This is a genomic window from Buttiauxella gaviniae ATCC 51604, assembly GCF_001654835.1.
GTDB classification, from domain to species: domain Bacteria; phylum Pseudomonadota; class Gammaproteobacteria; order Enterobacterales; family Enterobacteriaceae; genus Buttiauxella; species Buttiauxella gaviniae.
On the sequence record NZ_LXEP01000031.1, the window covers coordinates 84,209 to 103,335 of the forward strand.

Below are 19,127 nucleotides of genomic sequence, written 5' to 3' on the forward strand. Positions count from 1 at the left end.
AATTCATGCAACGTAAGATGTGCCCAACATCAAGACAATTTAGGGCATCTGCTATGTTTAAAAAATCTGTACTCACACTGACTCTCGTCAGCCTTACGACTCTGGCACACGCCGCCAGCCCGTTAACGATGGAAGTTTACAATCCCGGTGAGAAAAGCGTGTTCCCGGTGTCGTCCGAGATAGTCAGTGGCGAGAAAGAAGTTGTGCTGATTGACGCGCAATTCCAGGGTAACGACGCCGAGCAGCTGATTGGGAAGATCAAAGCGACCGGCAAAACGCTGACGACCGTTTACATCAGCCACTCTGATCCAGACTTCTACTTCGGTCTGGACAAAATTAAGGCCGCGTTCCCACAGGCAAAAATTGTCGCCACGCCGGAAACCATTGCGGCGATTGAAGCCTCAAAAGAGGGCAAACTGGCTTACTGGGGACCGATCCTCAAAGAGAACGCGCCACAGTCGGTGGTGGTGCCGCAGCCGCTTCAGGGCAATAGCTTCATGGTTGACGGCCAGAAAATCGAAGTAAAAGGCCCAACGCCAGACCGTACCTATGTGTGGATCCCAGCGCTAAAAGCGGTGGTGGGCGGGGTGCCAGTTGCGGGCAATAATATTCATCTGTGGGTGGCTGATACTCAAACGCCGCAATCGCGTGCCGACTGGCAGCAAACGCTGGAAAGCATCAAAGCCCTGAAGCCGGAAGTGGTGGTTCCAGGCCATTTCCTGCCGGGCGCGCCGCAAACGCTTGAGTCGGTGACCTTCACGCAAAACTACCTGACGACGCTGGAAAAGGCGTTGCCGAAAGCAAAAGATTCAGCTCAACTGATTGCGGTGATGAAGAAGCAGTATCCTGACTTGAAGGATGAGTCGAGTCTTGAGCTGGGTGCGAAGGTGCTGAAAGGCGAAATGAAATGGCCGCAGTAACCAGGAGGCGAAATGACAACTAACACTCTGCATTACATTTTCGACCCGCTGTGTGGCTGGTGCTACGGTGCAGCCCCGCTTGTCGACGCGGCTGGTGAAGTCCCTGGACTGTCGATTGCTCTGCATGGCGGCGGCATGATGGTTGGCAACCACCGTCGCACCATAGACGCGCAGTGGCGCGGGCATGTTATCGAACATGATGCGAGGATTGCCGCCATGACCGGGCAGCCGTTCGGTGAGGCATATATCAATGGCTTATTATTGGATACCACGGCAGTGATGGACTCGGCCCCACCCACTTGCGCGATTCTTGCGGCGCAAAAGCTGGCCGGGCGCGGGCTGGAGATGCTGCATCTTATTCAGGTGGCGCACTACCAGCATGGAAAGCGTGTGGCCGATTTTACCGTTGTTGAGGCGCTGGCCCAGGAACTTGGTTTACCCGTCCCGGCTTTTAGCGCTGAAATGCAGGCCATCAACGGTGAAATCCTGAATCAGCATATTGCTGAAAGCCGTGCGCTACTGGCACAGCTTGGTGGACGTGGTTTCCCAACTTTTGCGCTTCGCAATAGCCTTGGGCAGTTACAGGTACTGGATGCCGGGCGCTACCTTGGTGATGTCCCTGCCTGGCAGGAGATGTTGCAGCGAAGCGTAGCTGGCGCTTAATCCCGAACCAACAAGTCCCCATAAATCTCAGTCAACAACCCGCCCGGCGCAAACTGCTTTTTAATCCAGCGGGTTACCTGCCCGGTGGCGGCATGCTGGGTCGCCAGCAGCATGCGTGAATCCTGGCGCGGGTTGTTTATCTGGCGTGTCACCAGCAGGCCGCTATCCTGAGCCTCGCGCACCATATAGCTGGGTAAAAAACCAACGCCTTCTCCCAGAATCTGGCACTGGCACTTGGTGTTGAAGTCTGGCACCAGAATCGCTTCTTGCCCATGCAGCAGCCATCCCACCTTTTTATTCAGTGTTGATGCGGTGTCTTCCACCATAATATTGGGGTACAGGCGCAGCTGGCTTTCAGAAATTGGCTCCGGCATAAATGCCAGCGGGTGGGTTGGAGCAATAGCAAACTGCCAGTGAATCGCGCCGATTTCCGTGTAATCAATCCCGCCACCGTCGAGCAATGTATCTGGCGCACCAATCGCAATATTTGCCTGGTTATTGATAATTGAGTCCCACACCCCGTTGTACACCTCTGTCGTGATAGTAATCAGGCAGGTAGGGAACTGCTTTTTCAGTATTTGCAGCAGTTTTGCTGTGTGGCGCGGGGTGTAAAGCAGTTGGTTGATACAGATGCGTACCTTCACCTCAATTCCTTGCGAGATGGTATCAACACCGCGTTTTATGGCGTGGAAATCGTTAAGTAGTTCGGTTGCTTTGCGATAGAAATAGAAGCCGGACTCGGTCAGTTCGATACTGCGGGTATTGCGCACAAACAGCACCACATCAAGGTAAGTCTCGATTCTTTTGATGGTGTAGCTGACGGCAGAAGTGGTGATCCCCAGTTCGACCGCTGCCTTACTAAAACTTGAAAGGCGCGCCGTGGTGGTGAACGCCAGCAGGTTCTCTTCGGTAAAAATGGAATTCATGCGCTACTCCCGTAGATCGGATAAGCGCAGCGTCGTCCGACAGCTACCCAATCCTATTGTTGAATGTATTTGTATTCCTTATGATCCGCGACTTTGCCTTGAACCATATTTAACACTGCCGTTACAAGTGATTTGAAGAGCATCACACTTCTTGAATCTCATTTCTCCCGCTATCTGCAAGGCCTGACGGCCTTCCTCATAGAGAGAGATAAAGAGCGGCGAAAGCTCTTCTATCATAGGTAAAAGATTGCTCTATCGCACATTTTGCTTACATTGTTGAATACTATTCAACAATGCTGTCATTAACGATGAATGATTTTTAAACGGATGTTAAAGCGGTCATAGTGTTGCTATTCTCAATTCATCAGAAATAGCAAAGTATGGGAGTATGGATATGTCTCAGAAAGAACTTATTGCAGAATTTCTAAGTGCAGCAGAGCAGGGGCATCTGGAAAACCTAAAACAATGTCTCAGTGATGGTGTAGATATTAACGCTACTAATCGTCAAGGGCGTACCGCAATTACACTCGCCAGCCTCCACAAAAAATATGACTGTGTGGAATATTTAATTGCAGCTGGTGCCGATATCAATAAACAAGATCAAACCTGTTTTAACCCCTTCTTGTTGAGTTGTCTTAATAACGACCTGACATTATTACGCCTGTTATTACCAGCAAATCCCGATCTGAATTGTTTATCCCGCTTTGGTGGCGTGGGCATTACCCCAGCCAGCGAAAAAGGACACGTTGAAATTGTCCGCGAATTAGTCACACGCACCGAAATTAACGTTAACCACACTAATTTTGTTGGTTGGACGCCATTGCTTGAAGCTATCGTGCTCAATGATGGTGGGGCGAAACAGCAAGAGATCGTCAAACTACTGCTGGATCACGGTGCCAACCCGCACATGACCGATAAATATGGCAAATCCCCACTGTCTCTTGCGCGTGAAAAAGGCTATCACGAGATTGCCGAACTGCTGGTTAACTTTGGTGCCTGATACACAGGAGATGCTCTATCGCCGGATATCTTCAGCGGCAGTGCCTTTTTGCACGAACGGCAGATAGCGCTTTTTTCGTCCCGGATTTATACGGTGATACAACAGGTTATGTTGAGCAGGTGTTTGACCGGGCGGTGAATATTCACCTCCCTGAAAGGCAACAGATCTTCACTTTGCTCAGTACCGATTGTGATAACGCACCAAATAGCTGTCGTTTAGCAGTAGAGCATTGTCAGAACCACTTTAAGCCCGGTGAGCGGGTAATTTTTCACAGTAACTGCATTGATATTGGCACAGATAAACGCATCGATTTCTCGCGCTGTACACGCTGGCAACCTGAAGCGCTTTTTCTAAGCCACACACGAATAAAACAGACCGATTGGCAACATCTTGCGCAAATGACACAGGCCAGTGTCATACAAAGTTCGTCACTATTTTATTTTCATGGCGATAATATTTTCTACCAGGAAATGAGCCGCCTGCTGCAATTACATCGAAAACAGCTTGTATCATCGCTAAATACAGGGAATTGCGCTGCGATTGAAAATGAAATAAGTGGATTACTGGGGTTAGGTATTGGGTTAACGCCATCTGGTGATGATTATCTGGCGGGTCTGAGTGCTGTTTTATTTATTACCGGACATCCTGCGCGGAAATACAGAGATATTTTTATTGTCGCACTGGAGAAAGAAAAACATAAAACCACGCAGCTAAGCGCTATTACGCTGCGTGAAGCTATTGACCAACGTTATCGTGAAACTATTTATGGTTTTATTTATCAGGTGGTCAATGGTGACTTGGAAAATATTCAGCAGTCTATTAACGAAATTAAAAAAATAGGGTCGAGTTCAGGATGCGACATGCTTTGCGGCATGGCGGATGCTTTCGCTTTGACCAAAATTAACGGAGGAAATTATGTCGACCAGGATTGTAATTAAAAAGAATACCTATTTTGATTCTGTCTCACTGATGTCCATTTCAACCAAAGCCAACCAGCTTGACGGTGTGGAACAGGCGTTTGTCGCGATGGCGACCGAGATGAACAAAGGGGTTTTAAAGAACCTCGGTCTGTTAAACGACGAGCTGGAACAGGCCAAAAATGGCGACCTGATGATTGTCATCAAAGGAGCGAGCGATGCGGCAAATGAAGCCACGCTTGAAGCCATTGAAGGGCTCTTCACCCGCAAAGACAGCGGCAATTCACGCCACGAAGCGCGTTACGCCACACTTGCCAGCGCACATCACAATATCCCGGAAACTAACCTCGCGGTGATTTCGGTCAACGGCGCGTTTGCTGCCCGTGAAGCACGTCAGGCGCTGGAAAACGACCTCAACGTGATGCTCTTTTCCGACAACGTTTCCCTTGAAGACGAACTGGCACTCAAGCAGCTCGCACACAGCAAAGGGTTGCTGATGATGGGGCCGGACTGCGGTACTGCGATTATCAACGGTGCAGCGTTGTGCTTTGGTAACGCGGTACGCCGTGGCTCAATTGGCATTGTTGGCGCGTCCGGCACTGGTAGCCAGGAATTGAGCGTGCGTATCCATGAATTTGGCGGTGGAATTTCACAACTCATTGGCACTGGTGGGCGTGATTTAAGCGAGAAAATCGGCGGCATCATGATGCTCGACGCCATCAAAATGTTGGAAGATGACGCGCAAACTGAAGTGATTGTGCTGGTTTCCAAACCACCTGCTGAAGCGGTAGCCCGTAAAGTGCTGGAGAGGGCCAAAGCTTGCCGCAAACCGGTGGTGGTTTGTTTCCTCGGTACTAAAGAAGCACGTGAGGATGAAGCAGGTTTGCAGTTTGCTCGTGCCACGAAAGAGGCTGCGCTGAAAGCCGTTCTGCTTACTGGAATCAAAAAAGAGTCACTGGACTTACACCCGCTTAACTGGCCGCTGATTGAAGAAGTCCGTGCGCGCATGAAACCTGAGCAAAAGTACATTCGTGCACTGTTCTGCGGCGGCACGCTGTGTGACGAAGCGATGTTTGCAGCATTGGAAAAGTACCCGGACGTCTACAGCAATATCCAGCCGAACCCTGAATACCGCCTCAAAGATGTGAATGTCAGTATCGCCCACACCTTCCTCGATTTTGGCGATGACGATTTCACCAACGGCAAACCACACCCGATGATTGACCCAACCAACCGTATTAGCCGCCTGTTGCAGGAAGCGCGTGACCCGGAAGTGGGCGTGATCGTAATGGACTTCGTCTTGGGCTTTGGCTCCCATGAAGATCCGGTTGGTGTGATGCTTGATGCCATCAAAGAAGCGAAAGCCATTGCTACCCGCGAAGAGCGTAACCTGGAAATCCTGGGCTATGTGTTGGGCACCGATTTGGACACGCCATCGCTTGAAAAGCAGTGCCAGATGCTGACGGATGCGGGCGTTATCTGGGCTAGTAGCAGCACCAACACCGGTTTGCTTGCGCGTGAGTTTGTTTGCAAGGAGAAAGCACAATGAGTTTATTCAACCAACCGCTAAATGTGATTAACGTCGGCATTGCAATGTTCAGCGACGATTTGAAAAAGCAGAGCGTTCCCGTGACGCAACTGTACTGGACGCCACCCGGGCAGGGTAATTTAGCTGTCGTTAACGCGCTCGATTCCATTGCCGCTCCGGCACTTGCCGAAAAAGTAGCAGCGGCTAACAAACTGGCCGTTGAGCGCATCATCCAGTCACAGCCGGTTTTAGTCGGCTATGACCAGGCGATTAACGTGGTACCGGGCATGACGCGCAACACCATTCTGCACGCCGGGCCGCCTATCGCCTGGGAAAATATGTGCGGCGCGATGAAAGGTGCCGTCACCGGGGCGCTGGTGTTTGAAGGGCTGGCGGCGAATATTGATGAGGCCGCACAACTGGCGGCGTCTGGCGAAATCATCTTCTCGCCATGCCATGAACACGACTGCGTAGGGTCTATGGCGGGTGTGACGTCTGCCTCAATGTTTATGCATATCGTCGAGAACAAAACCTACGGCAACCGCGCATATACAAACCTCAGCGAGCAGATGGCGAAGATCTTGCGCATGGGCGCTAACGACCAGAGCGTTATCGACCGTCTTTTCTGGATGCGTGATGTGCTCGGCCCAATGCTGCGTGATGCGATGAAACTGGCGGGTGAAATCGACCTGCGTTTGATGCTGGCGCAAGCACTGCATATGGGCGACGAGTGCCACAACCGCAACAACGCGGGCACCACGTTGCTGATTCAGGCGCTCACGCCGTGGATTATTCAGACTAATTTCACCGTCGCGCAGCAGAAAGAAGTGTTCGATTTTGTCGCCAGCAGCGACTATTTCTCCGGCCCAACGTGGATGGCGATGTGCAAAGCGGCAATGGACGCAGCGCACGGTATCGAATACAGCACCGTGGTGACCACCATGGCGCGTAACGGCGTGGAGTTTGGCTTGCGCGTTAGCGGCTTGCCGGGACACTGGTTCACCGGCCCGGCGCAGCAAGTGATCGGCCCGATGTTTGCGGGTTACAAACCTGCAGATTCTGGGCTGGATATTGGCGACAGCGCGATTACCGAAACCTACGGCATCGGCGGTTTTGCTATGGCAACGGCTCCGGCGATTGTGGCGCTGGTGGGGGGCACCGTGGATGAAGCTATCGACTTCTCGCGCCAGATGCGTGAGATAACGCTGGGCGAAAACCCGAATGTCACCATTCCATTGCTGTCGTTTATGGGCATTCCAACCGCCATTGATATTACGCGTGTGGGCAACAGCGGCATTTTGCCGGTGATCAACACCGCCATTGCCCACAAAGATGCGGGCATCGGCATGATTGGCGCCGGGATTGTCCATCCGCCGTTTGAATGTTTTGAGAAGGCTCTGCTCGCCTTTGGTGAGCGTTACTCTTTCTGAGGGATACCCCGATGACAAACGTTAAGCTTGAGTGGAAACGCGGTGACTGGGCGGCATATTTCGGGTTGATGACCAACAACCTGACCAACTTGCTGACCATGATGGGGTTACTCATTTTTGTGGTGGGTATACCAACGGAAATTGTTTACGGGCGCATTGCGCCAGCCTTCGGGCTGGCGGTGCTGGTAGCGAGCATTTGCTACGCCTGGTTTGGCCTGCAACTGGCAAAAGAGACAGGGCGCAAAGATGTGACCGCACTGCCTTCCGGGCCAAGTGCGCCGTCCATCTTTACCGTGACGTTTTTGGTATTGATGCCGGTCTACCAGCAAACCGGCGACGCTGAGTTTGCGATTCAGATTGGCCTGGTGTGGTGTTTTGTTGAAGCGATGATTCTGGTGGGCGGTTCGTTCCTTGGCGAAACCATCCGCAAGATGATCCCGCGTACCGTTCTGCTTTCGTGTTTGTCGGGCTTAGGTTTATTGCTGCTGGCGATGAACCCGATGCTTCAGGCATTTGAAGCGCCGACTGTTTCCTTCATCGTGCTGCTGCTTATCTTCATCAACTGGTTTGGCAAAAAGCCGATTTTTGCCCGTATTCCTACAGGCTTATTACTGCTGGTTGCCGGTACTGCGCTGGCGTGGGTTTCCGGCCTGCAAAGCCCGGAAGCGATCAAAGCCTCGATGTCCTCATTCGGCTTTAACCCACCATCGATTCATGTTGATAGCTTCCTGCAAGGCTTGCCGCACGCGCTGCCATACCTGGCATCGGCAGTTCCGTTGGGGCTGGCGAACTACATTTTTGACCTGGAAAACATTGAGAGTGCCCACGCAGCGGGTGATGAGTACAACACCCGTAAAGTGATGCTCACCAACGGCCTTGCCTCCACGCTCGGCTGCCTGATGGGGAACCCGTTCCCGGTCACGGTGTACGTTGGACACGCGGGCTGGAAAGCGATGGGTGCGAGTATCGGCTACACGCTGGCATCGGGTGTGACGATGTTTATCGTGCCGCTGTTTGGCCTCGGTGCATTCATGCTCGCCATTATTCCGATGACTGCCATTGTGCCAATTCTGGTGTTTATCGGCGTGGTGACGGCAAACCAGGTGGTGCGCGAAACGCCGAAGATAGAGGTGCCGGTTATTTTCATCTGCTTGTTCCCGTGGATAGCCAACTGGGCGCTGACCATGGTGAATAGCGTGATGGCAGCGGCCGGGACGTCGGCTGCAAAAATCGGCCCTGAAGCGCTGGCGCATAAAGGGGTGTTTTACCAGGGACTGGTGCATTTGGGCAACGGTGCACCGCTCGCCAGCATGTTGTGGGGTTGCGTGGCAATCTTCGCGATTATCAACAAGCCGTTACGTGGTGCAGTGGCCGCCGCAGTTGGTGCGTTGCTGGCACTGTTTGGCGTGATTCATGCGCCGATGGTCGGCTTTGCGCAGGGCAGTTCGCTGATGTTTGTCACCGCGTATTTGATGATGGGCGCGATGTTTGTGGTGAAGCATGTGCTTGACCGTCGTGAAGCGGCTTCTGAGGTTGTGACTTCCGTTTAATACTTCCCCTCACCCTAACCCTTTCCCCAGGGAGAGGGCCGGGGTGAGGGCGTCCGTACCCTAAGGATAAAAATAATGAAACAACTTGTGGTCGTGGCAATTGGCGGCAACAGCATCATCAAAGACAACGCCAGCCAGTCGGTTGAACATCAGCAAGTCGCGGTTAAAGAAGTGGCCCAGACGGTGCTGGAAATGCTCTCGTCGGATTACGACATCGTGCTGACGCACGGCAACGGCCCACAGGTGGGGCTGGACCTGCGTCGTGCGGAAATCGCCCATGAGAAAGAGGGATTGCCGCTCACACCGCTGGCTAACTGTGTGGCAGATACCCAGGGCGGCATCGGCTATCTGATTCAGCAGGCGCTGAATAACCAGTTGGGGAAACACGGAGACAAAAAAGCGGTCACCGTGATAACTCAAGTGGAAGTGGACAAAAACGACCCGAATTTCGCGCATCCAACCAAGCCGATTGGCGCGTTCTTTAGCGAACAACAGTGCGAGGCGCTAAAAGTGGCGCATCCGGACTGGCAGTTTGTGGAAGATTCCGGGCGTGGTTACCGTCGGGTTGTGGCGTCTCCAGAGCCAAAACGCATTGTTGAAGCTGATGCCATCAGCGCGCTTATCAAACAAGGCTTTGTGGTGATTGGTGCAGGAGGTGGCGGTATTCCGGTGATTCGCAGCGAAGAGGGCGATTATCAGAGCGTGGATGCGGTTATCGATAAAGACCTGTCTACCGCGCTGCTGGCTCGCGAAGTGAACGCTGACATTCTGGTGATCACCACTGGCGTGGAGAAAGTATGTATTCACTTTGGCAAACCAGAACAACGAGCGCTCGATGAAGTCACGGTTGAACAGATGGCGCATTTCAGCGAAGAAGGTCATTTCCCTCCGGGCAGCATGCTGCCAAAAATCACTGCCAGCCTCGCGTTCCTGCGCAATGGCGGCAAACGCGTGATTATCACCACCCCTGAAAAATTACCTGCGGCCCTACGTGGCGAGACGGGCACTCATATTGTTAATGCTTAAGAGTGGGAGAACTCAATGAATAATGCAGAAAAAAGCCGCCGTGAATTTTTAAGCGGTGGCGGTAAAGTGGCTGCTGCCTGCGCACTCTTTGGCGCGACTGGCTCAATGGCGTATGCTGCGAAACCAGCCTCCCTTGCCTGTGAGACGGACAATCGCATGAGCGCCATTAAAGAATCGCATTACTACCTCGACAACGTACTGCTTGAGGCGGGTTTTAGCCGCGACGGGCAGACTATTGTTGGCACGCAAACCGAACTGAAAACGCTGGAAATTAAAGACGGCAAAATTGCGGCACTGCTCGCAAATAAACAGCATCCCGATGCCACCCTTGCCCATTACGATGCGTCAGGGAAACTGCTGCTGCCAGCGATGCGCGATATGCACATCCATCTTGATAAAACCTTCTACGGCGGCCCGTGGCGTGTGCATAACCGCCCGGCGGGAACCACCATTCTGGACATGATTGCCCTTGAGCAAAAATTGCTGCCGGAATTGCAACCGGTCACTCAGGAGCGTGCGGAAAAACTGATTGATTTGATACAGTCGAAAGGCTCGACCATCGCCCGAAGCCATTGCAACGTTGAGCCCGTTTCCGGGCTGAAAAACCTCGAAAATCTGCAAGCGGTTCTGGAACGCCGTAAGTCTGGTTTTAGCTGTGAAATTGTCGCGTTTCCTCAGCATGGTTTGCTGCACTCTAACTCCGTTGCGTTGATGCGCGATGCAATGCAAGCGGGCGCTCACTATGTGGGTGGGCTTGACCCGACTAACGTCGACGGGGCGATGGAAAAATCCTTAGATGCCATGTTCCAGATAGCCATCGACTACAAAAAAGGTGTCGATATCCACCTGCATGAAACCAGCCCAGCCGGGATCGCCGCGGTGAATTACATGGTTGAAACGGTGGAGAAAACCCCTGAGCTGAAAGGCAAATTGACCATCAGCCACGGTTTTGCACTGGCGATGATGAACGAACAAGAAGTTGATGCGATTGCTACGCGTATGGCGGCGCAGCAAATTACTATCGCGTCAACGGTACCGATTGGCACCATGCATATGCCACTCAAGCAGTTGCAAGAGAAGGGGGTGTTTGTGATGACGGGCACCGACAGCGTTATCGACCACTGGTCGCCGTATGGCCTGGGCGACATGCTGGAGAAAGCCAACCTTTATGCGCAGCTCTATATGCGTGTCAGTGAATTGAATCTTTCACGATCCCTTGCGATTGCCACCGGCAACGTGCTGCCGCTTAATGACAAAGGCGAGCGTGTGTGGCCAAAAGCACAGGATGAAGCAAGCTTTGTGCTGGTGGATGCCTCATGTTCTGCCGAAGCAGTGGCACGTATCTCTCCACGAACCGCGACCTTCCATAAAGGGAATCTGGTTTGGGGTGAACTTAGCGTGTAGTGCCTGGTGCTTAGTGAAAAACATCCTGCATAGGGACATTCTGTGCAGGATTTTTTAATGAATGAATTTCTGCATTAAATAGATAGAACTCCATATGTTTTTTAACTCCACGTTATAAAAATCTTCGATTTAACCAAGCTCTTTCCTCGTATTCCTATTGTATCAATATTTTATATAATAAATATTGGATGATAACTAAAATAAACAATCATAATCAATTCCTGTAACACCAATAATAATCTTACCTACCTGCAAATCGCACAGAGGATCTCCTCTTATGTCTATAGAACTCGAAACACGGGTGCTGCGAAAAATAACGCTTCGCATCATTCCCTTTATTATGCTGCTCTATTTTATTGCTTTTCTGGATAGGGTGAATATTGGTTTCGCGGCATTAACAATGAACCAGGAGTTAGGTTTTTCTCCCACTGTTTTTGGTATCGGCGCGGGAATATTTTTCCTCGGTTATTTTTTATTTGAAGTTCCGTCTAACCTTATCTTGAATAAAGTTGGGGCGAGGATTTGGATTGCCCGAGTCATGATTACCTGGGGACTGGTTTCAGGGGCAATGGCTTTTGTTCAGGGCACGACCAGTTTCTATATTTTACGTTTCTTACTTGGTGTGGCTGAAGCCGGATTTTTCCCTGGTATAATTCTGTACTTAAGCTTTTGGTTCCCCATGAAACGACGTGCTCAAGTAACGGCTATTTTCATGGCTGCAGCACCTTTATCGACTGCACTAGGTTCACCCATTTCCGGGGCATTGCTGGAATTACACGGTTTCCTTGGTTGGTCTGGCTGGAAATGGATGTTTGTACTTGAGGCGATCCCCGCAGTGATTTTAGGTTGCGTGGTGTTGTTCTGGCTTACCGATCGCCCTGCTAAAGCAAAATGGTTAACTGATGAAGAGCGCAACTGGCTTATGCAGACTCTTGCTGCTGAACAAAGTACTAAAGCGGGTTCCGCTCATGTGAGTGTCTGGAAAGGTCTGGCAGATAAACGCGTTATTGCCTTGTCGTTGGTCTATTTCGGGACTTCTGCCGGGCTCTATACCCTGGGGATCTGGTCACCGCAGATAATCAAAGCATTTGGCATGAGTTCCTTGCAAGTCGGGCTATTAAACGCCATTCCTGCCATTATTGCGGTGGTCGCGATGGTGCTTTGGGCGCGGCATTCGGATAAAAAAGTGGAACGTACCTGGCATATTATCGGTGCTTGTATGCTGGCGGCAGTAGGGTTGATTTATGCTGGTATGGTTACCACTGTGGTGACAGCAATTATCGCCTTAACTTTGGTTAATGTCGGTATCAGTGCCTCCAAGCCGCCATTGTGGAGTATGCCAACGATGTTTTTGTCAGGCTCTGCAGCAGCGGCAGGGATCGCCACGATAAACTCGATTGGTAATCTGGGCGGGTTCGTCGGACCCGTGATGATTGGGGTGATTAAAGAACACACGGGGAGTTTCACTGGCGGGCTGTTGTTTGTTGCCGCGTTACTGTGTTTGTCATCGATTCTGGTTTGGTTACTGTCAAAGAGTGCCGAGCGGCAGAATAGTGCTTATCAAGCCCCACATTCTAAATCATCGTGAATGCGAAACGGCTACCGACTGAGGTAGCCGTTCTCATTAATCGATTAAATCTCTGATGTTTGAAGCCTATCACAAATACAAACTTTAGCGTCCAGGCTAACTCTCCATATATAAACAGGTATTTTATCTGGATTTCTTCTTAGCTTAAGTGTTAATTACTCTAGCTATATGATCTATCATGCTTTTTTAGAGGCGACTCATATCTGTTAGCATTATTTCATTTTTTTATATAATCACGACTGGATGATTCATCTCGATCGGCAGCGCATATTTCAATGACTGGCCTGTGCTATTTAGACTTATAACAACAGGTGTCCGATTATTTATTAAAATAATGGAAATATGCTATGACTCATTCATTAGAACATCTTACCCTCAAAAAAATAACCTGGCGCATAGTCCCTTTTGTTATGTTTGCCTATTTCATAGCCTTCTTTGACCGAATAAATATTGGTTTTGCAGCATTAACCATGAATCAGGATTTAGGTTTTTCTTCAACTGTATTTGGTGTTGGTGCAGGCATGTTTTTTATTGGTTATTTTCTGACTGATATTCCTTCTAATATAATATTGCAAAAAGTGGGGCCACGGATTTGGCTGGCTCGAATTATGGTGAGTTGGGGAGCGATTGCTGTCTGTATGATGTTTGTCGAGACTGCGACCGGGTTCTATATTTTGCGTTTTCTGTTGGGCGTTGCAGAGGCGGGTTTTTTCTCAGGAATTATTCTCTATTTAAGTACCTGGTTTCCTGTTAAGCGTCGTGCCCAAGTTATCGCATTTTTCATGGCGGCAGCGCCCATATCGGCAATGTTGGGTTCGCCTCTGGCTGGCACTATTTTGAGTTTACATGGCGCGTTAGGTTTGAAAGGTTGGCAACTCATGTTCTTAATTGATGCTGTTGCCGCCATTTTATTGGGTATTTTCACGCTGTTTTATTTGAACGACAGGCCTGAAAAGAATCGTTGGTTAAATCAGAAAGAGACCGATTGGTTGATCACCACCCTGGCCCAGGAACGTAACGCGCAGGGCAGTCAGGCAAAAACCAGCATCTGGAAAGGGTTGACCGATATTCGCGTGTTAACGTTGGCTGTGGTCTATTTTGGGACTTCAGCGGGGTTGTATTCACTTAACATATGGTCGCCGCAGTTTATTAAATCGTTTGGTTTAAGCACGTTTCAAATTGGTTTTGTGAATGCGATTCCGGCAGCGCTTTCAGTGGTTGCGATGATCCTGTGGGCGAAGCATTCTGATAAGACCAAAGAAAGAACCTGGCATGTCGTGAGTGCCTGTTTACTGGCGTGCGTCGGGTTTATTCTTGCCGGTTCGCTTCATTCCTTGCCGCTGGCTATATTTGCCCTGATTTTGGCAAACATTGGTATCTCTTCTTGCAAGCCACCGCTGTGGAGCATTCCGTCGCTATTCCTCAATGGACCTGCTGCTGCTGCTGGACTTGCAGCAATAAATTCTATCGGCAACTTAGGTGGTTTTGCAGGGCCTGCGGTGATTGGCTGGTTGAAAGAGACCACGGGTGACTTTTCACTGGCGCTCTATTGTGTAGCGGGCATGCTGGTGATTTCGGCGTTGCTTACGCTATCTATTGAGATTAACCGCAAACGCAGGGAGTTGAAAAACTCACTGGCTTAAATGTGGGTAAAACAGCGCCTGTATATTGGCGCTGTTTTAATATTTTTGAGAAATAATCGCTAATTCTTGCATGACCACTTTCATCATATTATCGCGAGTTTCATCGCGTGAATCTTTTACCCATACCGCAGATAATGCTAGTTTATGCCTGACATTAATATATTCGTTAGCTAGAGGAATAAATTTTACATTTAATGCAGACATTCTGGACACCCATTTCGGCATAATCGCTGCACCTAATTCAGCAGCCACCATATTAATAATAGTTTGTTTTTCGTCGGCAATTTGCACCAGTTGTGGTTTAAAGCTGGCGTTATCAAATAAATCTAATGTCAAATCATAGCTATGAGGCCGAACACGCCTTTCGGGAACAATCATTGGCACATTAATCAGATCGTTGACATGTATTTCACTGCATTGCGCCAGGCGATGTTTTTCAGAAATTGCCAGCACTACATCTTCATAAAAAAGAAATTGGCTTTCCAGCGCTTCATCCTTTTGCTCGGTAGGGCGAATAAAGATTAAATCCAAGCGGCCAGATTTTAACTTTGGCAGCAGCTTTGATGACTTATCTTCCACAATTTGGATGTCAACTTCAGGCCAATTATCACGGAAAATATGCAGCACATGCGGGACCAGGTTGATGGTGGCGCTGTCGATTGCGCCGATACGCAAACGTCCTGCATTTTGCCGCGCCAGCTTCTTAAAACGTTGCTGGAGTTGATCGGCCATAGAGACAATTTCTTTTGCATCATCAAGGAACAATGCGCCATGCGGCGTTAAAGAAACATTGCGAGTGGAACGTGATAACAGCCGTGTACCGAGATCTTCTTCCAGCAGTTTTATGTATCGGCCTAATGCTGAGGGGAGCATATCCAGCTTTTGCGCCGCATGCCCAAAATGCAGTTCTTCGGCCACGGCAATGAAACATCTCAGCTGATTGAGCTCCACATTTTCCTCTCAGAATTATATCAATTTTTTGCATAAACAGATGCGAGTGATACTAATGGCTTTCTGTGCATAATGATAGTTGTCAGGCGTTAATAATTAATGGGAATCCATCAGATTGTGACGCACATAAAATAATTAAAATATTAACCTGCAAGTTTAATTTTTTTAAATAAAGGCATCATTAGAAAACTAATGGTGCACCTGAATTGACCTAAAATATAATCATTGTAAGGAGTCTTACCTATGCGTAACTACAAAATTGCTGCAATTCCCGCTGATGGTATTGGTACTGAAGTTATTTCTGCTGGCGTTAGTGTTCTTGAATGTCTACAAAAGAAAGTAGGCGATGTGAGTTTCCAAATTGAACATTTTGACTGGGGTTCTGATTATTACAAAAAGAATGGCGTGATGATGCCAGAAAATGGTTTGGAAAAACTGAAAGCATTTGATGCTATTTATTTTGGTGCGGTTGGTGCTCCAGATGTTCCTGACCATATTACCCTTTGGGGGCTTCGTTTACCTATTTGTCAGGGATTTGATCAATATGCCAATGTGCGTCCAACTAAAATTATGTCGGGTATTCAGTCGCCGCTGCGCAATGCTGGGCCTGGCGATCTGGATTGGGTTATTGTTCGCGAGAACTCTGAAGGCGAATATTCAGGTCATGGCGGCCGTGCGCACCGTGGCTTACCGGAAGAAGTGGGTACTGAAGTCGCTATTTTCACCCGTGCAGGTGTCACGCGCATTATGCGTTATGCTTTCAAACTCGCACAATCTCGCCCGCGTAAGCTACTGACTGTAGTAACAAAATCCAATGCTCAACGCCACGGTATGGTGATGTGGGATGAAATTGCTGCGGAAGTGGCAACAGAGTTCCCGGATGTGAGTTGGGATAAAATGCTGGTAGATGCCATGACTGTGCGTATGACGCTGCATCCAAAATCACTGGATACCATTGTGGCAACCAACCTCCATGCTGACATTCTCTCTGACCTTGCAGGTGCGCTGGCCGGGAGTCTGGGTGTTGCGCCTACGGCAAATATCGACCCGGAGCGCCGTTTCCCTTCAATGTTTGAACCTATTCATGGTTCTGCATTTGATATCACCGGCAAAGGCATCGCCAACCCAGTGGCAAGTTTCTGGACAGCGGCACAAATGTTGGACCATCTCGGTGAGCATGATGCATCAGCTTTGTTGATGTCTGCGGTAGAAGAAGTGTGCGCAGCAGGTATTAAAACACCAGATGTCGGCGGTAAAGCAACGACTCGTGAAGTCACCGAGGCGGTTATTGCCGCCATCATGAAGCGCTAAATATCAGGGGGAAGAATGGCTACGTGGACGAACGAAACAGCGAAAAGTGCTTTGCTTGAGATGTTTAGTGCGGCGATTAAAAGTGCAGATCCTCATGCTGCATTGCTTGATGCGTTGCCAGAAAAACCCCTTGGTCGATGTATTGTGGTGGGAGCCGGTAAGGCTTCCGCTGCAATGGCGGCAGCACTCGAGGCCGCATGGCCCGATGTGCCGCTTTCAGGTGTCGTGGTCACCCGCTACGGACATGCGGTTCCCACTCGGCAAGTACGAATTATTGAGGCGGCGCATCCGGTTTCAGATTCGATGAGCGAGGTGGCATCGATGTTGATTCTGGAATCACTCAAAAACCTGAATCCTGATGATTTAGTGATTGCGTTAATTTCTGGTGGCGGCTCTTCCCTGATGGCTCTGCCGCGCACCGGCATCACGCTTGCAGATAAACAAACGGTGAATAAAGCGCTGTTGCGCAGCGGTGCGACGATTCAGGAAATGAATACCGTACGTAAACATTTCTCTGATATTAAAGGTGGGCGACTGGCGCAAGCTGCGCTTCCTGCAAAAGTGGTTACGCTCGTGATCAGCGATGTTCCGGGTGATAACCCGGAAGATATCGCCTCCGGACCTACGATTCCCGATAACAGTACTATTGAACAGGTCAAAGAAATACTTACTCGCTACCACATTGATTTACCCGAACACGTTGCTCAAGTGCTTTCTCAAAAAAGAGAGACAGTGAGCAAGAGTGACATTCAGGTCGATGTGCGCATGATTGCTTCACCGTCCAAATCATTGCTGAATGCAGCGGCTATCGCTGAAAAGATGGGGATTACACCATTGATTCTGGGAGATGCGCTGGAAGGGGAAAGTGCGCAACTGGGCATTATGATGGCCGGTATCGCCCGTTCAGTGAAGTACCATGGTCTGCCGGTTAAAACGCCTGCGGTATTGCTTTCGGGTGGGGAAACAACGGTCACTATTGGCGGTGGTTGTGCAAAGCGTGGAGGGCGAAATACCGAATTTTTACTGAGTCTAGCAAATGCCCTGGCGGGGGAGACAAATATCTGGGCGTTGGCAGGCGACAGCGATGGTATTGATGGAACCGAAGACGCCGCTGGAGCTTTTGTTCTTCCGGATACCCTGCACAGAGCACAGCATGCAGGCATTAACGGCAAGCAGATGTTGGCTGAACACGACAGCTATACTTTTTTTGCCGCGCTTAAAGATCTCATCAAAACAGGACCGACGCTGACGAATGTTAATGATATCCGGGCTATTTTTATTGTTTGATTCTACTAACAGCTGGCTGCCCCGAAAACGCCACTAATTGTTTTAACAGCGCCTCATTTAACGGCAGGCAGCGGCAATCTTCGGTCATTTCCGGCTGCGGCACATTAAGGCTGCTTAAATAGCGTTTGCGAAAATCGGTTGGCGTCATTGAACAGTATTTATTAAAGGCGAATATCAGGTGCTTATGCTCCCGAAAGCCACATATCTGACTGATTTCGGTAATCGGAATATGGGTGCCTTTTAATAATTGCCGCGCTTTGTTGGTTCTGATTAAGGTCAGATATTCTTTGAAATTATGGTTGCTGACTTTCTTGAAGGTACGCGAGAAATGATGGTAACTGACACCCGACTGTTCCGCTAACTGGCCCAGCGTTAAATCCTCTTCGTAGTGCAGGTTAATAAACTCGATACAATCCTTAATCATCACCACATCACGGGCATGAATTTGACTTTGCAGGGTAGGAGAACCGGCTTTTTCAAGCGCATCCAGCAGCAGATAAACGGCGGCGATGCGGCTAAATGGGCTGGCTTGTTGAATCAAATGCGCAACCAATGACGCCAGCGCGCGATAAACGTGGCTGTCACTCGCGTTGAGTGAACTGCGCATGCCGCGATATTCAAGGCGTGGAACAGGGTGTGTTTTATTAAACAATCCAAGGGAAAACTGCACGGTCAGCAGGCTGCTTGCGGTAGCGAGAGCTTCGAGCGAATGCACCTCTTCGGCGTTGATATAGAGCATTTCCCCTGCCGCAAGCTGGTGGGTATCCTGGCTGACCGCAATAGAAAATGAACCTGAAAGTACCAGAATCAACTCCGGTGCCGGGTGCCAGTGCGGCTCGCAATAACGAACTTCTGCGGAGAAAACGTTAAGCTGCTCGGCATCAAACGCAATCAGCTCACAGCCTGACTGGCCGCCCGGTTGCGGCTGTAACTGTGGCGATGATGCAAGCTTGCGGGTGACCGAAAAAGGAAACATTCATTTT

16 protein-coding genes are annotated in these 19,127 nt (G+C 49.8%); 13 read left to right on the forward strand and 3 right to left on the reverse strand.

Annotated elements, in window-relative coordinates; genetic code table 11:
- Positions 1-53 precede the first annotated feature (53 nt).
- Positions 54-920: an MBL fold metallo-hydrolase gene (locus M977_RS16260; RefSeq protein ID WP_064516885.1), complete on the forward strand. Its 867-nt coding sequence runs from the start codon at positions 54-56 to the stop codon at positions 918-920.
- A 12-nt stretch (positions 921-932) separates the two neighbouring features.
- Entirely contained in the window at positions 933-1,583 is a 651-nt protein-coding gene (locus tag M977_RS16265) for a DsbA family protein (RefSeq protein WP_064516886.1), read from the forward strand.
- On the opposite strand, the gene M977_RS16270 is transcribed toward M977_RS16265, so the two are convergent.
- Positions 1,580-2,509, reverse strand: coding sequence for a LysR substrate-binding domain-containing protein (locus M977_RS16270; protein ID WP_064516888.1), 930 nt, complete (start codon positions 2,507-2,509; stop codon positions 1,580-1,582). The genes M977_RS16265 and M977_RS16270 overlap by 4 nt on opposite strands.
- A 394-nt stretch (positions 2,510-2,903) precedes the next feature.
- Here M977_RS16270 and M977_RS16275 point away from each other — a divergent pair, with 394 nt between their 5' ends.
- The 9 genes from M977_RS16275 to M977_RS16315 all read left to right on the forward strand — a co-directional run bounded on the left by M977_RS16275 (position 2,904) and on the right by M977_RS16315 (position 14,595).
- Positions 2,904-3,509, forward strand: coding sequence for an ankyrin repeat domain-containing protein (locus M977_RS16275; RefSeq protein ID WP_064516890.1), 606 nt, complete (start codon positions 2,904-2,906; stop codon positions 3,507-3,509).
- 134 nt (positions 3,510-3,643) lie between these two features.
- Positions 3,644-4,447, forward strand: coding sequence for an oxamate carbamoyltransferase subunit AllH family protein (locus tag M977_RS16280; protein WP_064517657.1), 804 nt, complete (start codon positions 3,644-3,646; stop codon positions 4,445-4,447).
- Positions 4,425-5,975 carry an acyl-CoA synthetase FdrA gene (gene fdrA, locus M977_RS16285; protein WP_064516892.1) on the forward strand — a complete coding sequence of 517 codons (1,551 nt, stop codon included), beginning with the start codon at positions 4,425-4,427 and terminating at the stop codon, positions 5,973-5,975. Before M977_RS16280 ends, fdrA begins: the two co-directional genes overlap by 23 nt.
- Complete coding sequence (locus M977_RS16290) at positions 5,972-7,384, forward strand: YlbE family protein (RefSeq protein WP_064516894.1); 1,413 nt, start codon at positions 5,972-5,974, stop codon at positions 7,382-7,384. Before fdrA ends, M977_RS16290 begins: the two co-directional genes overlap by 4 nt.
- 11 nt (positions 7,385-7,395) lie before the next feature.
- Positions 7,396-8,934: a hypothetical protein gene (locus tag M977_RS16295; RefSeq protein ID WP_064516896.1), complete on the forward strand. Its 1,539-nt coding sequence runs from the start codon at positions 7,396-7,398 to the stop codon at positions 8,932-8,934.
- A gap of 75 nt (positions 8,935-9,009) precedes the next feature.
- Positions 9,010-9,960, forward strand: a complete 951-nt coding sequence (locus tag M977_RS16300; protein WP_064516898.1) for a carbamate kinase family protein — start codon at positions 9,010-9,012, stop codon at positions 9,958-9,960.
- Between the two features lie 15 nt (positions 9,961-9,975).
- Entirely contained in the window at positions 9,976-11,364 is a 1,389-nt protein-coding gene (locus tag M977_RS16305; RefSeq protein ID WP_064516900.1) for an amidohydrolase family protein, read from the forward strand.
- A gap of 277 nt (positions 11,365-11,641) precedes the next feature.
- Positions 11,642-12,952, forward strand: a complete 1,311-nt coding sequence (locus M977_RS16310; protein ID WP_064516902.1) for an MFS transporter — start codon at positions 11,642-11,644, stop codon at positions 12,950-12,952.
- A gap of 347 nt (positions 12,953-13,299) precedes the next feature.
- Positions 13,300-14,595 carry an MFS transporter gene (locus tag M977_RS16315; RefSeq protein ID WP_064516905.1) on the forward strand — a complete coding sequence of 432 codons (1,296 nt, stop codon included), beginning with the start codon at positions 13,300-13,302 and terminating at the stop codon, positions 14,593-14,595.
- 36 nt (positions 14,596-14,631) lie between these two features.
- Here the strand turns inward: M977_RS16315 and M977_RS16320 are convergent, their stop codons facing one another.
- Positions 14,632-15,546, reverse strand: a complete 915-nt coding sequence (locus M977_RS16320) for a LysR family transcriptional regulator (protein WP_064516907.1) — start codon at positions 15,544-15,546, stop codon at positions 14,632-14,634.
- 243 nt (positions 15,547-15,789) lie between these two features.
- Between M977_RS16320 and M977_RS16325 the strand changes: the two genes are divergently transcribed.
- The gene (locus M977_RS16325) at positions 15,790-16,857 is read left to right on the forward strand and encodes a tartrate dehydrogenase (RefSeq protein WP_064516909.1); all 1,068 of its coding nucleotides are present in this window, start codon (positions 15,790-15,792) and stop codon (positions 16,855-16,857) included.
- Positions 16,858-16,872: 15 nt separating this feature from the next.
- Complete coding sequence (locus tag M977_RS16330) at positions 16,873-18,144, forward strand: glycerate kinase type-2 family protein (protein ID WP_064516911.1); 1,272 nt, start codon at positions 16,873-16,875, stop codon at positions 18,142-18,144.
- Here M977_RS16330 and M977_RS16335 read toward each other — a convergent pair.
- Complete coding sequence (locus M977_RS16335; protein ID WP_064516913.1) at positions 18,134-19,120, reverse strand: helix-turn-helix transcriptional regulator; 987 nt, start codon at positions 19,118-19,120, stop codon at positions 18,134-18,136. The two genes, M977_RS16330 and M977_RS16335, sit on opposite strands and share 11 nt — an antisense overlap.
- Positions 19,121-19,127 lie beyond the last annotated feature (7 nt).

Excerpts from the sequence above, each read along its gene's own strand:
- M977_RS16260 (WP_064516885.1), top strand. The coding sequence starts at position 54 with ATGTTTAAAAAATCTGTACTCACACTGACTCTCGTCAGCCTTACGACT.
- M977_RS16265 (WP_064516886.1), top strand. The coding sequence starts at position 933 with ATGACAACTAACACTCTGCATTACATTTTCGACCCGCTGTGTGGCTGG.
- M977_RS16270 (WP_064516888.1), bottom strand. The coding sequence starts at position 2,509 with ATGAATTCCATTTTTACCGAAGAGAACCTGCTGGCGTTCACCACCACG.
- M977_RS16275 (WP_064516890.1), top strand. The coding sequence starts at position 2,904 with ATGTCTCAGAAAGAACTTATTGCAGAATTTCTAAGTGCAGCAGAGCAG.
- fdrA (WP_064516892.1), top strand. The coding sequence starts at position 4,425 with ATGTCGACCAGGATTGTAATTAAAAAGAATACCTATTTTGATTCTGTC.
- M977_RS16290 (WP_064516894.1), top strand. The coding sequence starts at position 5,972 with ATGAGTTTATTCAACCAACCGCTAAATGTGATTAACGTCGGCATTGCA.
- M977_RS16295 (WP_064516896.1), top strand. The coding sequence starts at position 7,396 with ATGACAAACGTTAAGCTTGAGTGGAAACGCGGTGACTGGGCGGCATAT.
- M977_RS16300 (WP_064516898.1), top strand. The coding sequence starts at position 9,010 with ATGAAACAACTTGTGGTCGTGGCAATTGGCGGCAACAGCATCATCAAA.
- M977_RS16305 (WP_064516900.1), top strand. The coding sequence starts at position 9,976 with ATGAATAATGCAGAAAAAAGCCGCCGTGAATTTTTAAGCGGTGGCGGT.
- M977_RS16310 (WP_064516902.1), top strand. The coding sequence starts at position 11,642 with ATGTCTATAGAACTCGAAACACGGGTGCTGCGAAAAATAACGCTTCGC.
- M977_RS16315 (WP_064516905.1), top strand. The coding sequence starts at position 13,300 with ATGACTCATTCATTAGAACATCTTACCCTCAAAAAAATAACCTGGCGC.
- M977_RS16325 (WP_064516909.1), top strand. The coding sequence starts at position 15,790 with ATGCGTAACTACAAAATTGCTGCAATTCCCGCTGATGGTATTGGTACT.
- M977_RS16330 (WP_064516911.1), top strand. The coding sequence starts at position 16,873 with ATGGCTACGTGGACGAACGAAACAGCGAAAAGTGCTTTGCTTGAGATG.
- M977_RS16335 (WP_064516913.1), bottom strand. The coding sequence starts at position 19,120 with ATGTTTCCTTTTTCGGTCACCCGCAAGCTTGCATCATCGCCACAGTTA.